The 18,605-nt window shown below is 68.7% G+C and carries 15 protein-coding genes; 7 read left to right on the forward strand and 8 right to left on the reverse strand.

The features are described 5' to 3' along the window. Positions 1-54: 54 nt before the first annotated feature. Positions 55-690 (reverse strand): endonuclease, encoded by a 636-nt coding sequence (locus MOQ72_RS14605; RefSeq protein WP_242183995.1) that lies wholly within the window; start codon positions 688-690, stop codon positions 55-57. Between the two features lie 96 nt (positions 691-786). Here MOQ72_RS14605 and MOQ72_RS14610 point away from each other — a divergent pair, with 96 nt between their 5' ends. Then, positions 787-1,380, forward strand: coding sequence for a helix-turn-helix domain-containing protein (locus MOQ72_RS14610; protein ID WP_242183997.1), 594 nt, complete (start codon positions 787-789; stop codon positions 1,378-1,380). Here the strand turns inward: MOQ72_RS14610 and MOQ72_RS14615 are convergent, their stop codons facing one another. Continuing rightward, the gene (locus MOQ72_RS14615) at positions 1,381-2,253 is read right to left on the reverse strand and encodes an LLM class flavin-dependent oxidoreductase (RefSeq protein WP_242183998.1); all 873 of its coding nucleotides are present in this window, start codon (positions 2,251-2,253) and stop codon (positions 1,381-1,383) included. 124 nt (positions 2,254-2,377) lie between these two features. On the opposite strand from MOQ72_RS14615, the gene MOQ72_RS14620 reads away from it, so the two are divergent. Beyond that, positions 2,378-3,190 (forward strand): HAD family hydrolase, encoded by an 813-nt coding sequence (locus tag MOQ72_RS14620; RefSeq protein WP_242184000.1) that lies wholly within the window; start codon positions 2,378-2,380, stop codon positions 3,188-3,190. Between the two features lie 54 nt (positions 3,191-3,244). Here MOQ72_RS14620 and MOQ72_RS14625 read toward each other — a convergent pair whose 3' ends face one another. Both MOQ72_RS14625 and MOQ72_RS14630 read right to left on the reverse strand, forming a co-directional pair. Beyond that, positions 3,245-4,279, reverse strand: coding sequence for a peptidoglycan recognition protein family protein (locus MOQ72_RS14625; RefSeq protein ID WP_242184001.1), 1,035 nt, complete (start codon positions 4,277-4,279; stop codon positions 3,245-3,247). Positions 4,280-4,447: 168 nt separating this feature from the next. Beyond that, the gene (locus MOQ72_RS14630; protein ID WP_242184002.1) at positions 4,448-5,695 is read right to left on the reverse strand and encodes a glycosyltransferase 87 family protein; all 1,248 of its coding nucleotides are present in this window, start codon (positions 5,693-5,695) and stop codon (positions 4,448-4,450) included. A 302-nt stretch (positions 5,696-5,997) separates the two neighbouring features. Here MOQ72_RS14630 and glf point away from each other — a divergent pair, with 302 nt between their 5' ends. From glf to MOQ72_RS14655, 5 genes are all read left to right on the forward strand, one after another. Further along, positions 5,998-7,185, forward strand: coding sequence for a UDP-galactopyranose mutase (gene glf, locus MOQ72_RS14635; protein ID WP_242184003.1), 1,188 nt, complete (start codon positions 5,998-6,000; stop codon positions 7,183-7,185). Position 7,186: 1 nt separating this feature from the next. Further along, positions 7,187-9,148, forward strand: coding sequence for a glycosyltransferase (locus tag MOQ72_RS14640; RefSeq protein ID WP_308197877.1), 1,962 nt, complete (start codon positions 7,187-7,189; stop codon positions 9,146-9,148). A gap of 22 nt (positions 9,149-9,170) precedes the next feature. After that, the gene (locus MOQ72_RS14645; protein WP_372495372.1) at positions 9,171-9,752 is read left to right on the forward strand and encodes a phosphatase PAP2 family protein; all 582 of its coding nucleotides are present in this window, start codon (positions 9,171-9,173) and stop codon (positions 9,750-9,752) included. A gap of 235 nt (positions 9,753-9,987) precedes the next feature. After that, a complete protein-coding gene (locus MOQ72_RS14650; RefSeq protein ID WP_372495379.1) occupies positions 9,988-10,947 on the forward strand; it encodes a decaprenyl-phosphate phosphoribosyltransferase in 960 nt (319 codons plus the stop codon). Positions 10,948-11,135: 188 nt separating this feature from the next. Continuing rightward, positions 11,136-12,710, forward strand: coding sequence for an alkaline phosphatase D family protein (locus tag MOQ72_RS14655; protein WP_242184004.1), 1,575 nt, complete (start codon positions 11,136-11,138; stop codon positions 12,708-12,710). Between the two features lie 76 nt (positions 12,711-12,786). Here the strand turns inward: MOQ72_RS14655 and MOQ72_RS14660 are convergent, their stop codons facing one another. The 4 genes from MOQ72_RS14660 to MOQ72_RS14675 are packed head-to-tail and all read right to left on the reverse strand — an operon-like array spanning position 12,787 to position 18,512. Then, positions 12,787-14,055 (reverse strand): NAD(P)/FAD-dependent oxidoreductase, encoded by a 1,269-nt coding sequence (locus tag MOQ72_RS14660; RefSeq protein WP_242184005.1) that lies wholly within the window; start codon positions 14,053-14,055, stop codon positions 12,787-12,789. After that, positions 14,052-14,459, reverse strand: coding sequence for a GtrA family protein (locus MOQ72_RS14665; protein WP_242184006.1), 408 nt, complete (start codon positions 14,457-14,459; stop codon positions 14,052-14,054). Before MOQ72_RS14665 ends, MOQ72_RS14660 begins: the two co-directional genes overlap by 4 nt. Beyond that, positions 14,446-15,450 (reverse strand): glycosyltransferase family 2 protein, encoded by a 1,005-nt coding sequence (locus MOQ72_RS14670; RefSeq protein WP_242184008.1) that lies wholly within the window; start codon positions 15,448-15,450, stop codon positions 14,446-14,448. The genes MOQ72_RS14665 and MOQ72_RS14670 overlap by 14 nt, the downstream gene beginning before the upstream one ends. A 2-nt stretch (positions 15,451-15,452) precedes the next feature. After that, the gene (locus MOQ72_RS14675) at positions 15,453-18,512 is read right to left on the reverse strand and encodes an arabinosyltransferase domain-containing protein (RefSeq protein ID WP_242184010.1); all 3,060 of its coding nucleotides are present in this window, start codon (positions 18,510-18,512) and stop codon (positions 15,453-15,455) included. Positions 18,513-18,605 lie beyond the last annotated feature (93 nt).

Consider the following 18,605-nt stretch of genomic DNA (forward strand, 5'->3'; position numbering starts at 1 on the left):
CGACGGCATAGTCGGTGAAAGGTGCCCTTCACTCGTACTCGAACGGAGCGAACGTCACGCTGCTTTGGTGATCTCGGCGGCTAGGCCGCGGTCGAGCGTGGCGCGGACCAGGGCGGCGGCCAGCCGGGCGAGGTCGGGACCTTCGACGAGTTCGGCGAGCCGGTCCGGGTCCGGTGGCAGGCCGAGTTTTTCCGCACCACCCAGCGCCTTCTTGTCGAAGAACGGCCGGAGTTCCGGCCACACCAGCTGCACCTCCCGGCAGAAGATGTCAGCACCCACCGGCCCGAGCCGGGGCAGCTCGGTGAGCTTCGCCTGCAGCAGTTCGACGTCCCCGTCGACCTTCGCGCGCAACCGCCGGAGATCGCCGTGGTACTGGTCGAGCAGCAGTTGCGCGCCCTTGCCCAGCGCGGTGGACGTGCTCTCGTCGTACCGGGCGTAGTGCCCGCGGTCGAGGGCTTCGACCCGCTGCTGCCAGGTCGCGTCGAACATCTTCTGCGGGGTGCCGAACTCGGCGAGTTCACGAGCCGCGGAAACCGCCAGCTCGGCCTTGATCCGGGTGGACATCAGCACGGCCAGCACCAACAACCGGTACAGCGGGGCGGGCTTGTTCGCCATCGAGATCCCGGACTGCTCGGCGTAGGTGATGCCTGCCTCGTCCAGCAGACAACGCACGATGTTCTGCGCCGACATCACCACCACCTCCTGCCGCGACAGGCGTACCCGGCGACTTCCGGGGACACACCTGCTGTCACAGCGCCGCTCGTGGCACCGACTTATGGTTGGGGCGTGTCCGATATCCCCGGTGGCGCGTTGGCCGGTCTCGGCGACCGGATCCGCCGGTTGCGCGTGGCCCGCGGTCTGGATCAGGTCGAGTTGGCCGAGCGGGCCGAACTCGACGTCGCGCACCTGGTGAACGTCGAACGCGGCGACGCGACACCGTCCCTGGACGTGCTGGCGCAGGTCGCGACGGCGTTGGACGTCGGGCTGTCGGAGCTGTTCACCGACAGCAAACCCGGACCGGCAGTGGTCGTGTTGCGCGGCGACGAGGTGCCGACCGTCGACACCGACGGCATGGCGTTGCAGGTGCTCACCCCGCGCGCGGTGGTTCCCGGCCTGTACGCCGCGCGCTACCGAATCTCGGCGACCGGCGAGGGCGTGCGCCCGGTCCGGCACGAGGGCCACGACTGGCTTTTCGTGCTCGGCGGGCAGTTGCTCGTCGAGTTCGACCAGGAGTCGACGACCCTGCGCGCCGGGGACAGCGTCAGCTTCAGCGCCAGCGTCCCGCACCGGCTCTCGGCGTTGGGCGAGCAGCCCGCCGAGTTCCTCGCGGTCGGTGCGACGCTGCTGGCCCCGCCCCGGTACGCCGACGGTCCAGGTTGATCACAGCTCCGGGAGCACCTCGGAGGCGATCTCCTCGACGGTGGATTCCTTGCCCGAGTAGGGCCCGTCGGCCCGCGGCCAGTGCGTGATCACATCGGTGAAGCCGAGTTCCGCGGCCCGGTCCACCACCTCCCGGAAGTGCTCCACTGTGGACAGCGAGTAGACCGGCGCGGCGTCCACTTGCAGGTAGCGGTCCACCTTCGTCGGATTCCGGCCCTGCTCGGCGAGTACTTCGGCGAACCGCAGCGACAGTTCGGCGACCGTCCGCCACCAGGTCTCCAAGTCGTCGGCCCGCCCGCCGGTGGTCACCCAGCCCTGGCCGTACCGGGCCGCCAACCGCATCGATCGCGGCCCGTTCGCGGCGACCACGAACGGAAGTCGGGGCAGCTGCACGCAACCGGGCGCCCGGTGTGCTCGGACCGCCGTGTAGTACTCGCCGGAGTAGTCGGTGCAGTCCTGGGTGAGGATCTGGTCGAGCAGTTCGGTGAACTCGGTGAACCGGTCGACGCGCTGCCTGGCGGACAGTTCGGGATAACCCAGCACGTGCGCGTCGAAGCCGACGCCGCCCGCGCCGATGCCGAGGGTGATCCGGCCGTCGGAGATGTCGTCCAGCGCGGTCAGCTCCCGCGCGAAGTGCGCCGGATGCCGGAAGTTCGGCGACGCGACCAGGGTGCCGAGCCGGATCGTCGAGGTGACCGTGGCGGCGGCGGTCAACGTCGGCACCGCGTCGAACCACGGTTTGTCCACAAGGGACCGCCAACCGAGGTGGTCGTAGGTCCAGGCGTGGGCGAAGCCGTACTCCTCGGCCATCCGCCACATCGGTTCGGCGGCCCACCACCGATGTTCGGGCAGTATCACGATCCCAACTCGCACGCCATCGACCGTACTGGTCGTCTCCCGGCGCCATCGACCCGATCGGGTGACGGCGGAGTGGCGCGGGTCGCGTCAACGGGCGCTCGGTGCTGGCCGGGCCGCTCGGACCAGGCAGGATGACGAGGTGCGCAAACCTGGCCTGGTGGCATCGGACGTGGACGGAACGCTGCTCGACCCGATGGAGCGGGTGAGCTCGCGCACCGCGCGGACGGTGCGCCGAGTGGTGGCCTCCGGCACGCCGTTCGTGCTGGTCACCGGGCGTCCGCCGCGTTGGATGCCGCAGGTGGTCGACGGACTCGGGGTGACCGGCGTGGCCGTGTGCGCGAACGGAGCGGTGCTCTACGACACCGCTGCCGACAAGGTGCTGCGCAGCCACCCGATCGACCCGATGCTGCTGCACGACGTGTCGCGCGAGCTGCGGCGCGAGCTGCCGGGTTGCGCGTTCGCGGTGGAACGGACCACCGACGGTGCGCGGGACCGGCTGCACGAGCAGTTCCTCGCGGAGGCCGACTTTCGCCGGGCGTGGATGAATTCGGACATCCGGGTGGTCGGTACCGACGAGCTGACCGGCAAGCCCGCGGTCAAGCTGCTGGTCCTGCACGAGCAGCTGACCAGCGCGGAGATGACCGCGGTGGCCGGTGAGGTGATCGGCTCCGAGCTGCAGCTGACCTATTCGACCAGCTCCGGGCTGATCGAGCTGTCCGCGGCGGGCGTGGACAAGGCGACCGGGCTGGCGGCGGTTGCCGAGCAGCTCGGCGTCGACCAGGCCGACGTGATCGCCTTCGGCGACATGCCCAACGACGTGCCGATGCTGGAGTGGGCGGGCCACGGGGTGGCGATGCGCAACGCCCACCCCGCGGCCCTGGCGGTCGCCGACGAGGTCACCGCCACCAACGCCGAAGACGGCGTGGCCCACCTCCTCGACCGCTGGTGGTGACGCTCGTGAGTGCGCAACCGGGCTCCAACCCGGCTACGCACTCACGACCCGTCGTCACGGTTGGGCGTCGCGTTGCAGCGTGGTGGCTCGGGACCGGATCGCGCTGAGCTGGTCGTAGCCGCGTTGACCTGGGCAGGCGGTCTTGCTGACGTCCCGGTGGCCGAAGATCGTCGGCAGCTTGACCTCGGTGCCGGGCGGGAAGTTGGCGTTGTCCGCTGGCTCGGCGATCAGCGTGGTGCGCCCGTCCGCCGACACGTCCGCGGTGTCCAGCTTCCACGCGCTGATCTTCGCCACCGACTCGACGGTGCTCTTGGACGGCGCGACGCCGTCGTAGTTGCCCAACATCGCCACCCCGAAGGTGTTGCGGTTGAAGCCCCGCGCGTGGCCGCCGATGACATCGTCGTCCAGCCCGCCAGCGCGCCCCTCGAAAATCGTGCCGCACTTGTCGACCAACGCGTGGTAACCGATGTCGCCCCACTTCAGCTCGACGGCGTGGTAGTGGTAGATCGCCCGCACGATGCCAGCCGACTGGTCGCAGCTGTAGTCGTTGGACTCGGCGGTGTGGTGCACCGTGACGGCCTTGGTCTCGGTGCGCTCCGGTGGCCAGGTCATCAGCTTCTCGTCGGCGGCCCACTGCGCGCGGCTGACGATCGGCGGCTGACCGGCGATCCGCGACTGGGGCACCGCGCTCGGCCCGTCGCCGGGGTTGATCGCGACGAGCTCCAGCTCACCGGTCACGTCCGAGCTGCCCCTGGTAGCGCGCACCTGGGCATCGCTGGTGCGGCCGGTCCACAGGGGCTCGCTGGCCTGCGTCGCGTCGATCGGTTCCAGCGGCGTCCACTGGCCCCATCCGGCGGCGTTTCGGGTCCGCACCTCGATGTGTTCCGGAGCGGCCCCGTGCCAGGTGAGACCGACGAGGTCAAAAGGGGTGTCGGCATGCACTTCGCGCGTTGCTGCGGAGCGGTCCAGCGGCGCGTCGCGCAACGCGATGTGCGTGCTGGTGGTCTCAGGGACGGATGTCGCGTTGGCAGTGGACGGCACGGTGGCGGCCAGCAACAGGGCGATCGGGAAACCCAGCCGGAGACGCATTGGCGATACCTCGCTTCCGCGCGGCGGCGCCGATCCAAAATGGACCAACACCTGGTTCGGGGAAACCTACGAGAGGCGAGTATGCGGCGGGCCCGGATCATCCGCTGGTCAACTGCGCTGGACGAGTGACCGCAGTGCCTGTCCGCTGTGGACGATCGGCGGGGCCGGTCAGCGGAAGTCGGCCGACGAGACCTGCGCGGGCTCCGCAGCGCCGTGGCCGCGGGGCGGGAAGCGGTAGTAGGCGATGGCCGCGGCGACCAGGAAGCCGATGCCGATCAGCGTGTAGGCGTTGCCGACGACCTGCTGCGAGAACGTCCAGTCCAGCTCGCGGTCGTCGGTGTTCGGCAGGTACCACTGCGGTCCGACGAGCACCGTCACCGCGCACAACCCCACGGTCAACAACACGCCGTACCAACGATGCCGCAACGACATGGCGAACAGCAGCGCCAGCGTCGGCGCGGCCCACACCCAGTGGTGCGACCACGAGATCGGCGAGACGAGCAGCACCAGCACGGCGTTGAGCATCAACGCCAGCGGCACGTTGGCCACTCCCAGCGCATACCGCATGCCGAACACCGCCAGCACGAGCAGCAGCACCGAGCCGGTCAGCCACAGCGAGTTCAGCGCGAGACCGGTCAGCTCCTGCTTCGCCAGCAAGCTCCGCAACGTGAGGTTGCCCGCGTAGACGGTGCCGAAGGAGTCCCCAGTGGACAGCATCTTGTCCAGCCACCAGTCCGCCGAGTCCTTCGGCGCGGCGAGCAATCCGATCAGCACCGTGGCGGCGAAGGTCGCACCGCTGACGGCCATCGCCCGGAAGTCCCGGCGCAGCAGGAACAGCAGCAAGAACCCCAGCGGGGTCAGCTTGATCGCCGCCGCGATGCCCACCAGCAGCCCGCGTGGCCACCTGGTGCGCGGCAGCAGGCAGTCGGCCGCGACCAGCGCCATCAGCACCAGGTTGATCTGCCCGTAGTTGATCGTCTCCCGAGCCGGTTCGATCACCGTCAGCCACGGCATCAGCAGCGCGGTGGCCACCGCCACCTGCCCGGCGCGGGGCGCGAGGTAGCTCGACGAGCGGGCCAACGAATAGGCCGTGACCAGGATCGAGACGTGCGAGAGGACGGCCACCAGCACCACCGCACCGTCGGCCGACAGCCAGGTCAGCGGGACGAACAGCAGTGCCGCGAAGGGCGGGTAGATGAACGGCAGGGTGCCGCTGTCCGGCGTCTCCGGGGTCAGGTCGTCGCCGTACACCTGGTAACCGTTCAGCCACGCGCGGGCACCAAGCCGGTAAATCTCGGTGTCCAGGTAGCCGCGGGTGTCGATCCAGTGCACGAACCAGATCGCGAGGATCTCGATGATGATCGCCGCTACCAGCAGGTATCGCCCATCACGCGCGCGTGCCAACCCGTTGCTCACCACCTGAGAATCCGGCGCCCGCACTCCGGCCGAACACCGGCACGCGGCGCGAGTGGGGCGCGTCGACGCCGGGGGCGATGCTACCGAAACACGACTCGCCAGACGGGTCGCTCGATGGGTAATAACAATGGTGAATAGCTGCGAACGGTACTCGCTGGGTAACCCGATGTGGCGAGAAATGCCTGATCAAAGGCGGGAAAGGGGCCTACTGAGGCGATATCGACACTCCTCGTAGCGATGCGTAGCGGAGAACGTCAACGCGGTTTCGGGTCGGCGGTCTGCCCCCGCTACCCTCGACGGCTGTGAGCTTCGCAGGCTATGACCTGATCGTTGTTGGTTCCGGATTCTTCGGCCTCACGATCGCAGAGCGCACCGCGACCCAGCTGGACAAGCGGGTGCTGGTGCTGGACCGACGTAACCACATCGGGGGCAACGCCTACTCGGAGGCGGAGCCCGAAACCGGTATCGAGGTGCACCGCTACGGCGCCCACCTGTTCCACACCTCGAACAAGCGGGTGTGGGACTACGTGACGCAGTTCACCGAATTCACCGAGTATCAGCACCGCGTATTCACCCTGTACCAGGGGCAGGTCTACTCGATGCCGCCGAACCTCGCCACCATGAGCCAGTTCGCGGGTCACTACCTGAGCCCGGAGCAGGCCCGCCAGTGGGTCGCCGAGCACGCCTCCGAGATCGAGGGCGACGCCGACAACGCTGAGGAGAAGGGCATTTCCTTGGTGGGGCGCCCGCTGTACGAGGCGCTGTTCCGCGGCTACACGGCCAAGCAGTGGCAGACCGACCCGCAGAAGTTGCCCGCGGGGATCATCACCCGGTTGCCGGTCCGCTACAACTTCAACAACCGGTACTTCAACGACAGCTTCGAGGGCCTGCCGGTCGACGGCTACACGGCCTGGCTGCAGAAGATGGCCGACCACCCGAACATCGAGGTCCGGCTGGACACCGACTTCTTCGACGTGCGCGATGAGCTGCCCGCCGACGTGCCGGTGGTCTACACCGGCCCGCTGGACCGCTACTTCGACTTCATCGAGGGCGAGCTGGGCTGGCGCACCCTGGACTTCGAGACCGAGGTGGTGCCCACCGGTGACTTCCAGGGCACCTCGGTGATGAACTACGCCGACGAGAACGTCCCCTACACCCGGATCCACGAGTTCCGGCACTTCCACCCGGAGCGGGACTACTACCCGACGGACAAGACGGTCATCGTCCGCGAGTACTCGCGGTCCGCCGAAAGCGGCGACGAGCCGTACTACCCGATCAACACCCAGGAGGACCGCCAGAAGCTGGCGGCCTACCGCGAACTGGCCAAGAAGGAGGCCAAGGAGCGCAAGGTCGTCTTCGGTGGTCGACTGGGCACCTACAAGTACCTGGACATGCACATGGCCATCGGCTCGGCGCTGAGCATGTTCGACAACAAGATCGCCCCCTACTTCACCGAGGGGCGTTCGCTGGACGGTTCGCTGGAGGACTGACGTGACCGACCGGATCCCCCGAGAGGACCGCTCCGCCGCCGCGGGCGAGAGCAAGCTCAGCGACGTGACCTCGATGCGCTCCGGGACCGCCGACGCGGCGCCCGAACAGGTGCTGCAGCGCGTCGTCTTCCCACGCGGTGAGGACCCGCTGGACGTGCGCGCGCTGTACATCGACGAGCCCTCGGCGCTGAACAGCTCCGCGACTGTCGTGTCCCGGCGCCGTCTTGCGGTGCCCGCGCACAGCAAGATCTCGCTCGCGTCCTACTTCAACGCCTTCCCGGCCAGCTACTGGAAGCGTTGGACCAAGGTCGACGAGGTCGTGCTGCGGCTGAAGGTCAAGGGGGCCGGTCGGCTCGACGTCTACCGCTCGAAGGCCAACGGCGACAGCGTCCACCTGCAGGGCACCCCGGTGGACAGCGCGGACTGGACGTCGCTGGAGTTCCGAGTGGCGCTGACGCCGTTCGAGGACGGCGGCTGGATCTGGTTCGACCTGTTCACCAACGACGTCGCGCTGGAGATCGACGAGGCGGCCTGGACCACCGACTTGCCGCTGCCCAAGCAGAAGGTGCTGGTCGGCACCACCACGATCCGGCCAGCGGACTGCGTGCTCGCGCTGCAGACGCTGGGCGAGGACCCGCAGGTGATGGACGTCGTGGAGCGGGTCGTGGTGGCCGACCAGGGCCCGCAGAAGATCCGCGACACCGAGGGCTTCGACGAGGCCGCCCGGCGGATCGGCGACAAGCTGCACGTGATCGAGCAGGACAACCTCGGCGGTTCCGGCGGCTTCACCAGGGTGATGTACGAGGGCGTCTACAACTCGGACGCCGCGCAGGTCATGGTCATCGACGACGACATCGCGCTGGAGCCGGACGGCGTGCTGCGGGCGAACGCGTTCGCCCGCGCGGCCACCCACCCGGTGATCGTCGGCGGCCAGATGCTCAACCTGCAGGCCCGCTCGCGGCTGCACACCATGGGTGAGGTGGTCGACCTCGTGCAGGGCATCTGGCGGGCCGCGCCGGGCGCGGTCACCGACCACGACTTCGCGCGGAAACCGCTGCGCAAGTCCACCAAGCTGCACCAGCGCGTCCACTCCACCTACAACGGCTGGTGGATGTGCCTGTTCCCGCGCGAGGTCATCGAGCGCACCGGGCTGCCGCTGCCGCTGTTCATCAAGCACGACGACTCGGAGTACTCGCTGCGTGCGGGCGGCCACGGGTTCCCGACGGTGACGCTGCCGGGCGCGGCGATCTGGCACATGCCGTGGACCGACAAGAACGACGCCACCGACTGGACCGCGTACTTCCACACCCGCAACCGGCTGATCCTGGCCGCGCTGCACAGCCCGGAGGAAGTCAAGACCAACATCATCAAGCAGGGCCTCAAGCTCACCCTCCGGCACCTGCTGTCGATGGAGTACTCGACGGTCGCGGTGCAGCAGAAGGCGATCGAGGACTTCATGGCGGGCCCGGACGGCCTGTTCGACAGCCTGCGGACAGCGCTGCCGGACGTGCGCGAGCTGCGCAAGGACTACGCCGACGCCAAGACGCTGCCGTCGGCCCGCGAGTTCCCGCCGCCGTCGGCGGACCCGATCATGGCCGAGGGCCTGCTCAAGCCGCCGGTGAATCCGGCGGTGATCGCGGCGCGCGCGTCGAAGGCGCTGCTGCACAACCTCAAGGAGCCGTCGAAGACGGCCACGGACCGCCCGCAGCTGAACGTACCGGCCGCCAGTGCCCGGTGGTTCCTGCTGGGCAACCTGGACAGCGCGACCGTGTCGAACGCCGACGGCAGCGGGGTGGCATTCCGCCGCCGCGACCCGGAGGAGTTCCGGCGGCTCGGCATGCGCGCGCTTGCGAACTACAAGCGGTTGGGCCAGGAATGGGCCCGGCTGCGGGCCGCCTACCGCACGGCGTTGCCCGAGCTGACCAGCGCGGAGACCTGGAAGCAGGTCTTCGACCAGAAGTGACCCCGACTTTTCCGGAGACGATGTGGCAGAGCTGACGACGGCGACCGCCCCCGAAGAACCGGTCGCCGCACACGCCGACGAAGCACCCGCGGCCGTCACCCCCGAGACCGTCGCACTGCGCAGGGTGCAGGGCGTGTTGGCAAAACCAGCAGTGGTCAAGACCGCGCAGGCGATGTCGCTGTTCGGCGAGCACGCTGGCGGCTGGCTGGCCATCGGCGCGGTCGGCGCACTGGTGGACCGCAAGCGCCGCGGCGAGTGGCTCACCGCCGCCGCCGGGGTCGCCGTCGCGCACGGGGCCTCGATCGCGGTCAAGCGGGTGGTGCGTCGGCGTCGGCCGTCCGACCCGGATGTGCAGGTCCTGGTGGGCACGCCGAGCCAGTTGAGCTTCCCGTCCTCGCACGCGACGTCCACGACGGCCGCCGCGGTGCTCTACGGCGGGTTGGTGGGCAAGAAGCTGACCCCGGCGCTGGTACCGCCGATGATGGTCAGCCGACTTGTCCTGGGGGTTCATTATCCGAGCGATGTGGTCGCCGGCTCGGCGCTCGGCGGTGCCGTGGCGTGGGGCGTGCGGCGATTCATGAGACGGCGGAGGAACCGTGCCTGACAACAAGCAACCCGAGGCCGACGTAGCTCCGGTCGAGGCCGATACGACGAGCAGCAACGGCGCCGGGGTCGGCGAAGCCGTGCTGACGGAGCCGGACGAGTCCCGCGCGAATGGCGCCAAGACCGACGCCGGTAAGTCCGGGGACGTCGTCGAGTCCGGCTCCGAGGATGCGACCAAGCAGGCGGAGGTCGAAGCGGACGCGGAAGGCACCATCGGTGCCGAGTTCGGCGACGAGGTGCTGGAGGCCGAGCCGAAGAAGTCCGACGACATCAAGGACAAGTCCTCGGACGCCTACCACGCGAAGGTGACCGCGAAGGCGGGCACCACGGCGGGCCTGGTCACCGGCCTGGTCAAGGAGCTGCGCCCCAAGCAGTGGGTGAAGAACGTCCTGGTGCTGGCCGTGCCGTTCGCGGCGGGCGAGATCCTGGACCCGGTCGTGCTGGGGCACGCGGTCATCGCGTTCATCGTGTTCTCGATGGCCGCGTCCGGCATCTACTTCGTCAACGACGCCATCGATGTCGAGGCCGACCGGCAGCACCCGACGAAGCGCAACCGGCCGATCGCGGCGGGCCTGATCCCGGTGCCGATCGCGTACGCGGTGTGCGCCGTGCTGCTCGGCGGTTCGCTGCTGATCTCGGGTCTGACCAGCTTGCAGCTGCTCGTGGTGATGGCGGTCTACATCCTGGTGCAGCTGGGTTACTGCTTCGGCCTGAAGCACCAGCCGGTGATCGACCTGTGCATCGTGGCGTCCGGCTTCCTGCTGCGCGCCATCGCCGGTGGTGCCGCCGCGAACCTGGTGATCACGCAGTGGTTCTACCTGATCGTGGCGTTCGGCTCGCTGTTCATGGTGGCGGGCAAGCGCTATGCCGAGGTGAAGCTGGCGATGGAGACCGGCGCGAAGATCCGCAAGTCGCTGAAGGCGTACTCGCCGTCCTACCTGCGGTTCGTGTGGGCCATCGCGGCGGCGATCACGATCATGTGCTACGCCCTGTGGGCGTACGACATCCGGGAGTTCGAGCCGTCCCGCTGGGGCCTGATCTCGATCATCCCGATGGTCGTCGCGATCCTGCGGTACGCGGTGGACATCGACAAGGGAGTGGCGGGCGAACCCGAGGAAGTGGTCCTCAAGGACAAGGTCCTGATGGTCCTGGGCTTGATCCTCGCAGGCTGCCTGTTCCTGGCGTTCTACCTGTAAGACGACGCACCAGCGCCCCCGACCGCATTCCGGTCGGGGGCGCTGTCGTTGTTGCTGGACTGGGCTTGAAAAAGGGACGTATTGCGCGCTGAGGTACAGGTTGTTCATTTCTTGATCACCGGGAAGGCAGCGGGTCTTCACCGTTCGGGGTAAGAGTTTGGACATTTCCCCGAATTCTGGAGGTCGTTGTGCCTGAACCCACCACCGTCTCGCGGCGCAGCGTGCTGCTGGGCGGAACCCTGGTCGGTGCTGCCACACTGTCCACTGTGGCTTCTTTCCCCGCGGCGGCGCTGCCCGGAGCCGGTGCGGCCCGGCGCGGCGAGGTCTTCACCCTTGGCGTCGCATCCGGTGATCCCGCGCCCGACGGCGTCGTGCTGTGGACTCGGCTGGCGACGAATCCGCTGGCCGAGGACGGCATGGGGGGCATGCCGAACAAGGCCCTGCCGGTGCAGTGGGAGGTCGCCGAGGACGAGCAGTTCAAGCGCGTCGTGCGGCGCGGCGAGGCGCAGGCCGCGCCCGAGTTGGGCCACAGCGTGCACGTCGAGCTGGCCGGGCTGCGCCCGGACCGCGAGTACTTCTACCGCTTCCACGCCGAGGGCTCGGTCTCGCCCACCGGCCGCACCCGCACCACCCCGTTGCCCGGCGCACTGACCAGCCTGTCGATGGCGTTCGCGTCCTGCGCGCAGTACGAGCACGGCTACTTCACCGCCTACCGGCACCTCGGCGAGGAGCACCCCGACCTGGTGCTGCACCTGGGCGACTACCAGTACGAGTACCAGGCGGGCGATTACGTCGCGCCGGGTGGCAACCCGCGCGACCACGCCGGGCCGGAGACCGAGACGCTGGCCAACTACCGGCAGCGGCACGCCCAGTACAAGTCCGACCCGGACCTGCAGTTCGCGCACTCGATGGCGCCATGGGTCGTGGTGTGGGACGACCACGAGGTGGACAACAACTGGGCCGACGAGATCTACGAGAAGCCGGAGATCCCGCAGCCGGACTTCCTGGCGCGCCGCAAGGCTGCTTTCCAGGCGTACTACGAGAACATGCCGTTGCGCCGCGCGCAGGTCCCGCACGGCATCGACCTGCGGCTGTACCGCCGGGTCCAATGGGGACGGTTGGCGACCTTCCACATGCTCGACACCCGCCAGTACCGCGACGACCAGGTCGGCGGCGACAAGTTCCCGAACGACGACCCGGCCCGCCTCGACCCGAAGCGCAGCCTGACCGGTGCGGAGCAGGAACGCTGGTTGCTGCAGGGCCTGCGGAGCTCGAAGGCCACCTGGGACGTGCTCGGCCAGCAAGTCATGTTCGCCCCGATCGACTACGCCAACGGCGAGACCAAGGCGTACAACCCGGACGCCTGGGACGGCTACGTCGGCTCCCGGCAGCGCGTCATCCAGGGCTGGGAGCAGGCGAAGGTCCGCAACCCCGTGGTGCTGACCGGTGACGTGCACAGCAACTGGGCCAACGACATCCACGACGGCGACGCGGTGGTGGGCACCGAGCTGACCACCACCTCGATCACCAGCGGCGGCGACGGCTCGGCGAACCTGACGGACAAGGAGAAGGCGTACCTGGCGGAGAACCCGCACGTCCGGCTGTACAACAACCAGCGCGGCTACATCCGCACCAAGTTCACCGCGGGTGAGCTGCGCGCGGACTACCGGGTCGTCCCGTACGTCTCGAAGCCGGGAGCCCCGGTGGAAACCCTCGCCTCCTTCGTCGTCGAAGACGGCGAACCCGGTCTGCACGAAGCCTGACCCCGACCTTCCCGTCACCCGGGTGGGGCTGTGGCAATTTCTCGTGAAATTGCCACAGCTCCATCGCCTGGGTGACTCAGTCGCCGTCGAGGCCGAGGTGGTGGATCACGTCGTGGGCCATCGCGATGGCGTAGGACTGGCCGCGGTCCTGCGGATAGATCTGGGACATCGTGGCCAGCGTGACGCCGGGCATCGAGGTGCGGTGGCCGGGGATCAGGGCTCGGTACCGCGGGGTGACGATCGGCTGCGCGAAGCCCGCCTTGGAGAAGTGCCAGTCCCGGATCCAGGACCGGTCGAAGTCCGGGTTCAGCTTGCGCAGCCAGGGAATGTAGCGCTCCAGCAGTTCGGCGGGCTCGGTCGTGAACCGCCAGTCCTCGCGCGGCACGTAGTTGCCGACGTACACCACGTGCCGACCGCCGTACTCGCTGTGGTCGACCATGTTGGTGTGCTCGACGACCGCCAGGAACGGGAACGCCGGATCGTTGATGTTCAGCCAGTAGTACGGGATGACGCTGCGGTCGCACTCCAGGATGAAGCACGTCGCCCCGAGGTACTGGTTGCGCCAGAGCACGTGATCGGCTTCGATCCCGGCCGCCTTCGCGAACACGGGCTGCGGCACCGTCACGATCAGCTGGTCGAACTCGTAGCTGCTGCCGTCCCCGGTGCCCACCAGCACGGTCGCGCCGGGCTGGCGGATCGTCGCCACCGGCTTGCTGAACTCGACCTTGCCGCCGCGCTCGGTCACCGCGTCCAGCAATGCCTGGTACACCTGGTCGAATCCGCCGTGCACGTAACCGAGTTCGAAGGTGCGGTAGTGGATCCGCGCCCACAGCCAGGCCATCGAGATCTGCTCCGCGTTGGCACCGAACTTCCCGGTCAGCAGCGGTTCCCAGATCGTCTCGGTGACCCGCGGCCCGGCCCACCGGCGCATCCAGTCCAGCGCTCGCACCGAGTTGAACCGCTGTCCATTCCGGACCGCCTTCAGCGCCGCCGCCGACGCCCCGAAGCGGATCCGGTCCAGCAGCGAGAACTTCGGGAACCGCAGCATCTCCTGCGGGGTGCCGAAGTCGTGGAGCTGCCCGTCGACGTACACGCCGGTGCTGGGTCGGTGGAACCGCATCAGGTGCCCGAGTCCGAGCTCCTCGACCAGCTCGATCATCGCCCGGTCGGTCCGGAAGCTGTGGTGGTAGAAGCGCTCCAGCGGGGTGCCGCCCACCTCGATCGAAGCCGCCAGCCCGCCGAGTTCGGCGGATGCCTCCAGCACCGTCACGTCGTGCCCGGCCTTGACCGCGTCGAACGCCGCGGTCAACCCGGTCGCGCCAGCGCCGACGACGCCCAGTCTCATCCGAAGCTCCACTTCTTGTTGATCGTGTATTGGAAGATCAGCACCACCGGTAGCGAACCGGCCTTGACCAGGTTCGGGTCCATGCCCAGCCACCCGGAGAACACCTGCAGCAGCAGAAAGGTCAGCGCGATCCCGGCCAATCCGACGGCGTAGAACCGCAGGAACCGCACCACGACCCGGTCCCGCTTGCGGAAGTTGAACAACGCGTTCAGCACGAAGTTGTTGGTGATCCCGGCCGTCGTGCTGATCGCGTTCGCCAGCTGCGGGTGCAGCCCGAACACGTTGAACAGCAGCAGGAACAGCAGGTAGTCCAACAGCACACCGCTCGCACCGATCACCGCGTAGCGAAGCAGCGACCTGCTGATCAGCCGGTCGCGGCCGACGAGCGGTTCAATCTTCGTCATGCGAGATCACATTCCGCACGATGTACAAGGGGCGTTGTTGCACCTCGTGGTAGATGCGGCCGACGTAGCTGCCGATCACCCCCAGCGACAGCATCTGCAACCCGCCGAGGAACAGCATCGCGACCATCAGCATGGTCCACCCGGAGACGGTGATCGCGGGGAAGAAGAGCCGGAGTGTTACCGCGTAGATGATGCCCAGCATCGCCAAGCCCAGGCTGATGAACCCCATCCGGGTGATCAGTTTGAGCGGCACCGTGGAGAAGCTGGTGACCCCGTCGGCGGCCAGTCGCAGCATCTTGCGCATCGGGTACTTGGTCTCGCCCGCGACCCGCTCGTCCCGGTCGAAGAGCACCTCCTGCTGCTGGAACCCCATCGAGGCGACCATGCCGCGGATGAACCGGCTGCGTTCCCGGAAGCCACGCAGTTCCTCGGCGGCCCGCTTGTCGAGCAGCCGGAAGTCGCCGGTGTCCACCGGGATGTCCACCTCGGCGCAACGCCGCAGCACCCGGTAGTAGGTGTGCGCGGTGGCCCGCTTGAACGCGGTGTCGCGGCGGGTGCGCCGCCGCGCGGACACGATCTCCGCCCCGCCCAGCCACGCGTCGATCAGCTCCAGGCTGACCCGCGGTGGATCCTGCAGGTCGGTGTCCATCACGATCACCGCATCGCCTCCGGCGTGGTCCAGCCCGGCGGTGATGGCGATCTGGTGGCCGAAGTTGCGGGCGAAGTCCACCACCCGCGTCCGCGGGTCGTTCTTGGCGAGGTCCTGCAGGATGCCCAGCGAGCCGTCGGTGGAGCCGTCGTTGACGTAGATGAACTCGTAGTCGAACTCCGGGCGGGTGGCCACCGTCGAGACGAGTTCCTCGTGGAACTGGCGGATGCCGTCGACCTCGTTGTAGACCGGCAGCACGTACGAGATCAACGGCGGCGCGCCCTCGCTGGTGGCCTGTTGCTGCACCGGAACCGGGACCTGGTGGCTCATCGTGTCGGCCATGGTCACTCCCCTCGCCAACCCCACCGTGGAAAAGGAACGCTCTGTACGTCGAAGTCGTTGCCTGGCAGCGGGTAATCCACCACGATCAGGTGGCCCCAATCGGCGTAATCGGGGGTCTTTTCAACCCCGAGTAGTCGAGTCGGTATCTCTTCCCGGGTGCCGACCTCCGACACCCCGGCGAAAGTTCCGCCGATGCCGCGCTGGTAGGCGGCGGTTCCGCCGAAGCCCAGCTCGGCGGACGGGTTGAGCAGGTACGCGGGCGGTTCCACCAGGCCACCGGCCACCCGCGGCATGTCCCGCACGCACGGCACGTTCCAGGTCATCGACCAATCCACCAGGACCGGTGCCTTGCCGCGCAGGTATTCGGCGAGCGGGACGACGTCGCGGACGCGCGGCCCGGCCACCGCGACCCAGCCAGCCGGATCGGTGGTGTCATCGACTGCCCGGATCCGCACCCGCTCCGCCCCGCTCGGCACGTCGTGCGCGGAAACGTGCAGGTCGCGCCACGCCGGATGATCCTGCGGGCGGTCCTCGACGATGCGTTCGGTCGGGTATTCGGGGCGTTCGTCGGAGTCCAGCCAGGTGTCGTCGAGGACGTGTTCGCCGACGATGCCGGTGGCGGAGGCGAATTCGAGCGTGATCAGGTTGCCGTCGCCGCTGCGCCCCGCGACCGCGACGGCGAGTTCCTGGTTCGCGGCCAGCAGCGGCAGCGCGTACCAGCCGGTGGTCAGCGTGCCGGTGGAGATCTGGCCGCTCTGCAGACTGCCCCACAGCTCCCGAACGCCTTCCGGCGGATCGAAGCCCGGTGCGTAGCCGGTCCCGGCGGTGAAGCCGACCGCCTCTGCCGGACCGCGCGAGGTCGGCGTGCCGCCGGGCACGTCCGGGGTGACGACCACGTGGTCCGCGATGCCGCAACTGCCGCCTTCGACGGCAGCGAGGTTCTGCGCGCCGATGGAATAGCCCCCGGCTTGCCGGATCGGCGCGGCGATGAACGAGTAGAGCAGGATCGCCACCGTCACCCCCACTGCTCCCGCGCTGATCACGGCGGGCATCCCGATGAGCATTCGCCGAGGTCGGCCTTCTCGCGCGCGTCCAGGTAGGACGGAAGCCGCCAGCAGCACGCCTACCGCGAGCAGCCACCACTCGGGGCCGTTCAGCGGCCGCACCGGCTGCTCTCCCCAAGGCACCCCGTACTGCGAGTGCAGGAACCAGTTGTTCTTTCCAGCGAATGTGAGCGCCGCTGCGAACACGGCGAGTGCGGTGCACAGCACCCCGGCCACCAGCACGACCCGATCACGGGCCAACTGCCGGGCACCGATTGCGATCAGCACCACACCTGCGGTCAGGGTAGCGGCTCCGACCCCGACCAGCGCGCCGAAGTAGTGCGTCCATTTGGACGGTGTCACGGTCATCAGCCCGAAGCTGATCAGCAGGCAGAGCGGCGGCACGTACCCGAGCCGGAGGCCGGGCAGCCTCCCCGCGCCGCGCAACAACAGCAGTCCGGTGTAGACGACGACCACCAGCGTCAGCAGCACCGGAGCACGCCGTGCCACGTCGCCTTGCAGGTCGAAGCCCAGCAGGTACTCGTAGCGCACGATCTCCTGGAACCACGGCACGTCCGGGCCGTAGAAGGTGTGCAGTTCGGTGGCTTTCCGGACACCGAACAGGGACTGGTCGGCGAACATGGCCACCACACCGGTGGCCGCGATGCCCACCAGCAGCGCCGCGGTCGACACCCTGAGCAGCCGCCAGACCTGCGGCAGGAGCGCGACGAACGGCGCGATCGCGGCGATGCCCATCGGGTTCATCGCCACCGAAAGCCCGCCCGCGAGCGCCGCCAACCCGAGCCAGCTGACCTGCCCGCGCCGGAGGGCTTGCAGCACGCACGCGAGCACGGTCGCCAGTCCCACCGCTACGAACGGTTCTGGGCGGATGCCCAGTCCGAAGGGCAACCACCAGGCCAGGAAGCTCACCGCCGCCAGCAGCCGGATCGCGCCGCGTCGGCCGTGCTCCGGCAGCACCGCGCCGAGGATGCCGCGGCTGAGCACGAACCAGGTCAGCACGGCTGCGAGCACGCTGGGGATCCGCATGGCGAGCGGGTTGGCGTTCCACTCGGCCACCGGCGCCAGGAGTTGCTGGACCAGCGTGAACGGTGCTTCGGAGGCGTTCTCCCAGCGGTAGTAGTTGCTGACATCGCCGGTTTGCAGGCTGTTCCGAACGGTCATCGCCGCGAACGAGTCGTCCGGCGTCGTGGGCCCCAGCACCCACCAGCCGCCGAGCACCACGAGCACCGCGAGATCGATGAGGTAGCGCAGCACGCTGCCCCGGCGGCGAGCAGTGCGGACCGGCGCCCTCCGGCGGCTCCGGTCCTGCGCGATGAGCAGTGCGAAAGCCAGTACGACCAGCAGGATTTGGGCCGCGATGAGGAGTTTCTTGGTCTCGGTGGGGGAGTTCTCGAACCAGTTCGCGGTAATGACCCGCACCTGGAGTCCAGCGGCCTGTTGCGGACCCAGGTCGGTGGCGAAGGCGACGATGTCGCGGATCCGCTCGCCCGGCAGTTCGACCACCCGATCGCCGATCCGCGCGCGGCTGCCGGTGGCATCGGCGTCGATCGCGACGTCGCAGGCCGTGGGGATCGGCGCGCGCAGCACCTCGACGCCCGCGACCAGGGCAATCACGTGATCGTTCGCGGTGGTGACGGCGAAGCCCTCGGTGGGCTGGCCGGGCAGCCGACTGGCCACCAGCGTGGTCGGGGTGTCACGCTGCTGCCCGGCCCGCACCACCTGGCAGGGCACGTGGACGTGCACCTCGGTCGGCTCGTAGGGCACGAAGAAAGCCAGCGTGCTCTCCGGCAGTTGCCCGGCCCGCGGCCAGGTCACCGCGACTTGCTGGGTGATCACCGGCGCGAGTGGAACGGCGATCGCGGCCAGCAGGGCCAGCGTCCCGACGATGAAACTGACAACAGTGGACAGTGGACGCTTCGGCTTGCCGGTGGGGTCGTCGGCGGCCGTGGGCGTCGGGTCGTCCCGCTTCGCGGAAGTCTGTCCGATCCCGTCCGGCACCGACGTTCCCCCTGGGCAACTCAGCTGAATTGTGGTGGCGTCCAGTTTTGGGCAACACGGTCGATCCCGCAGCACATGAACGGGCGTGGCGCG

Origin of the sequence: Saccharopolyspora soli, from assembly GCF_022678645.1 — a bacterium.
Classification (GTDB): Bacteria; Actinomycetota; Actinomycetes; order Mycobacteriales; family Pseudonocardiaceae; genus Saccharopolyspora; species Saccharopolyspora soli.

Coding starts and splice junctions, on each gene's coding strand:
- MOQ72_RS14625 (WP_242184001.1), bottom strand. CDS start 4,279: ATGCGTCTCCGGCTGGGTTTCCCGATCGCCCTGTTGCTGGCCGCCACC.
- MOQ72_RS14665 (WP_242184006.1), bottom strand. CDS start 14,459: ATGACGAAGATTGAACCGCTCGTCGGCCGCGACCGGCTGATCAGCAGG.
- MOQ72_RS14670 (WP_242184008.1), bottom strand. CDS start 15,450: ATGGCCGACACGATGAGCCACCAGGTCCCGGTTCCGGTGCAGCAACAG.
- MOQ72_RS14605 (WP_242183995.1), bottom strand. CDS start 690: ATGTCGGCGCAGAACATCGTGCGTTGTCTGCTGGACGAGGCAGGCATC.
- MOQ72_RS14660 (WP_242184005.1), bottom strand. CDS start 14,055: ATGAGACTGGGCGTCGTCGGCGCTGGCGCGACCGGGTTGACCGCGGCG.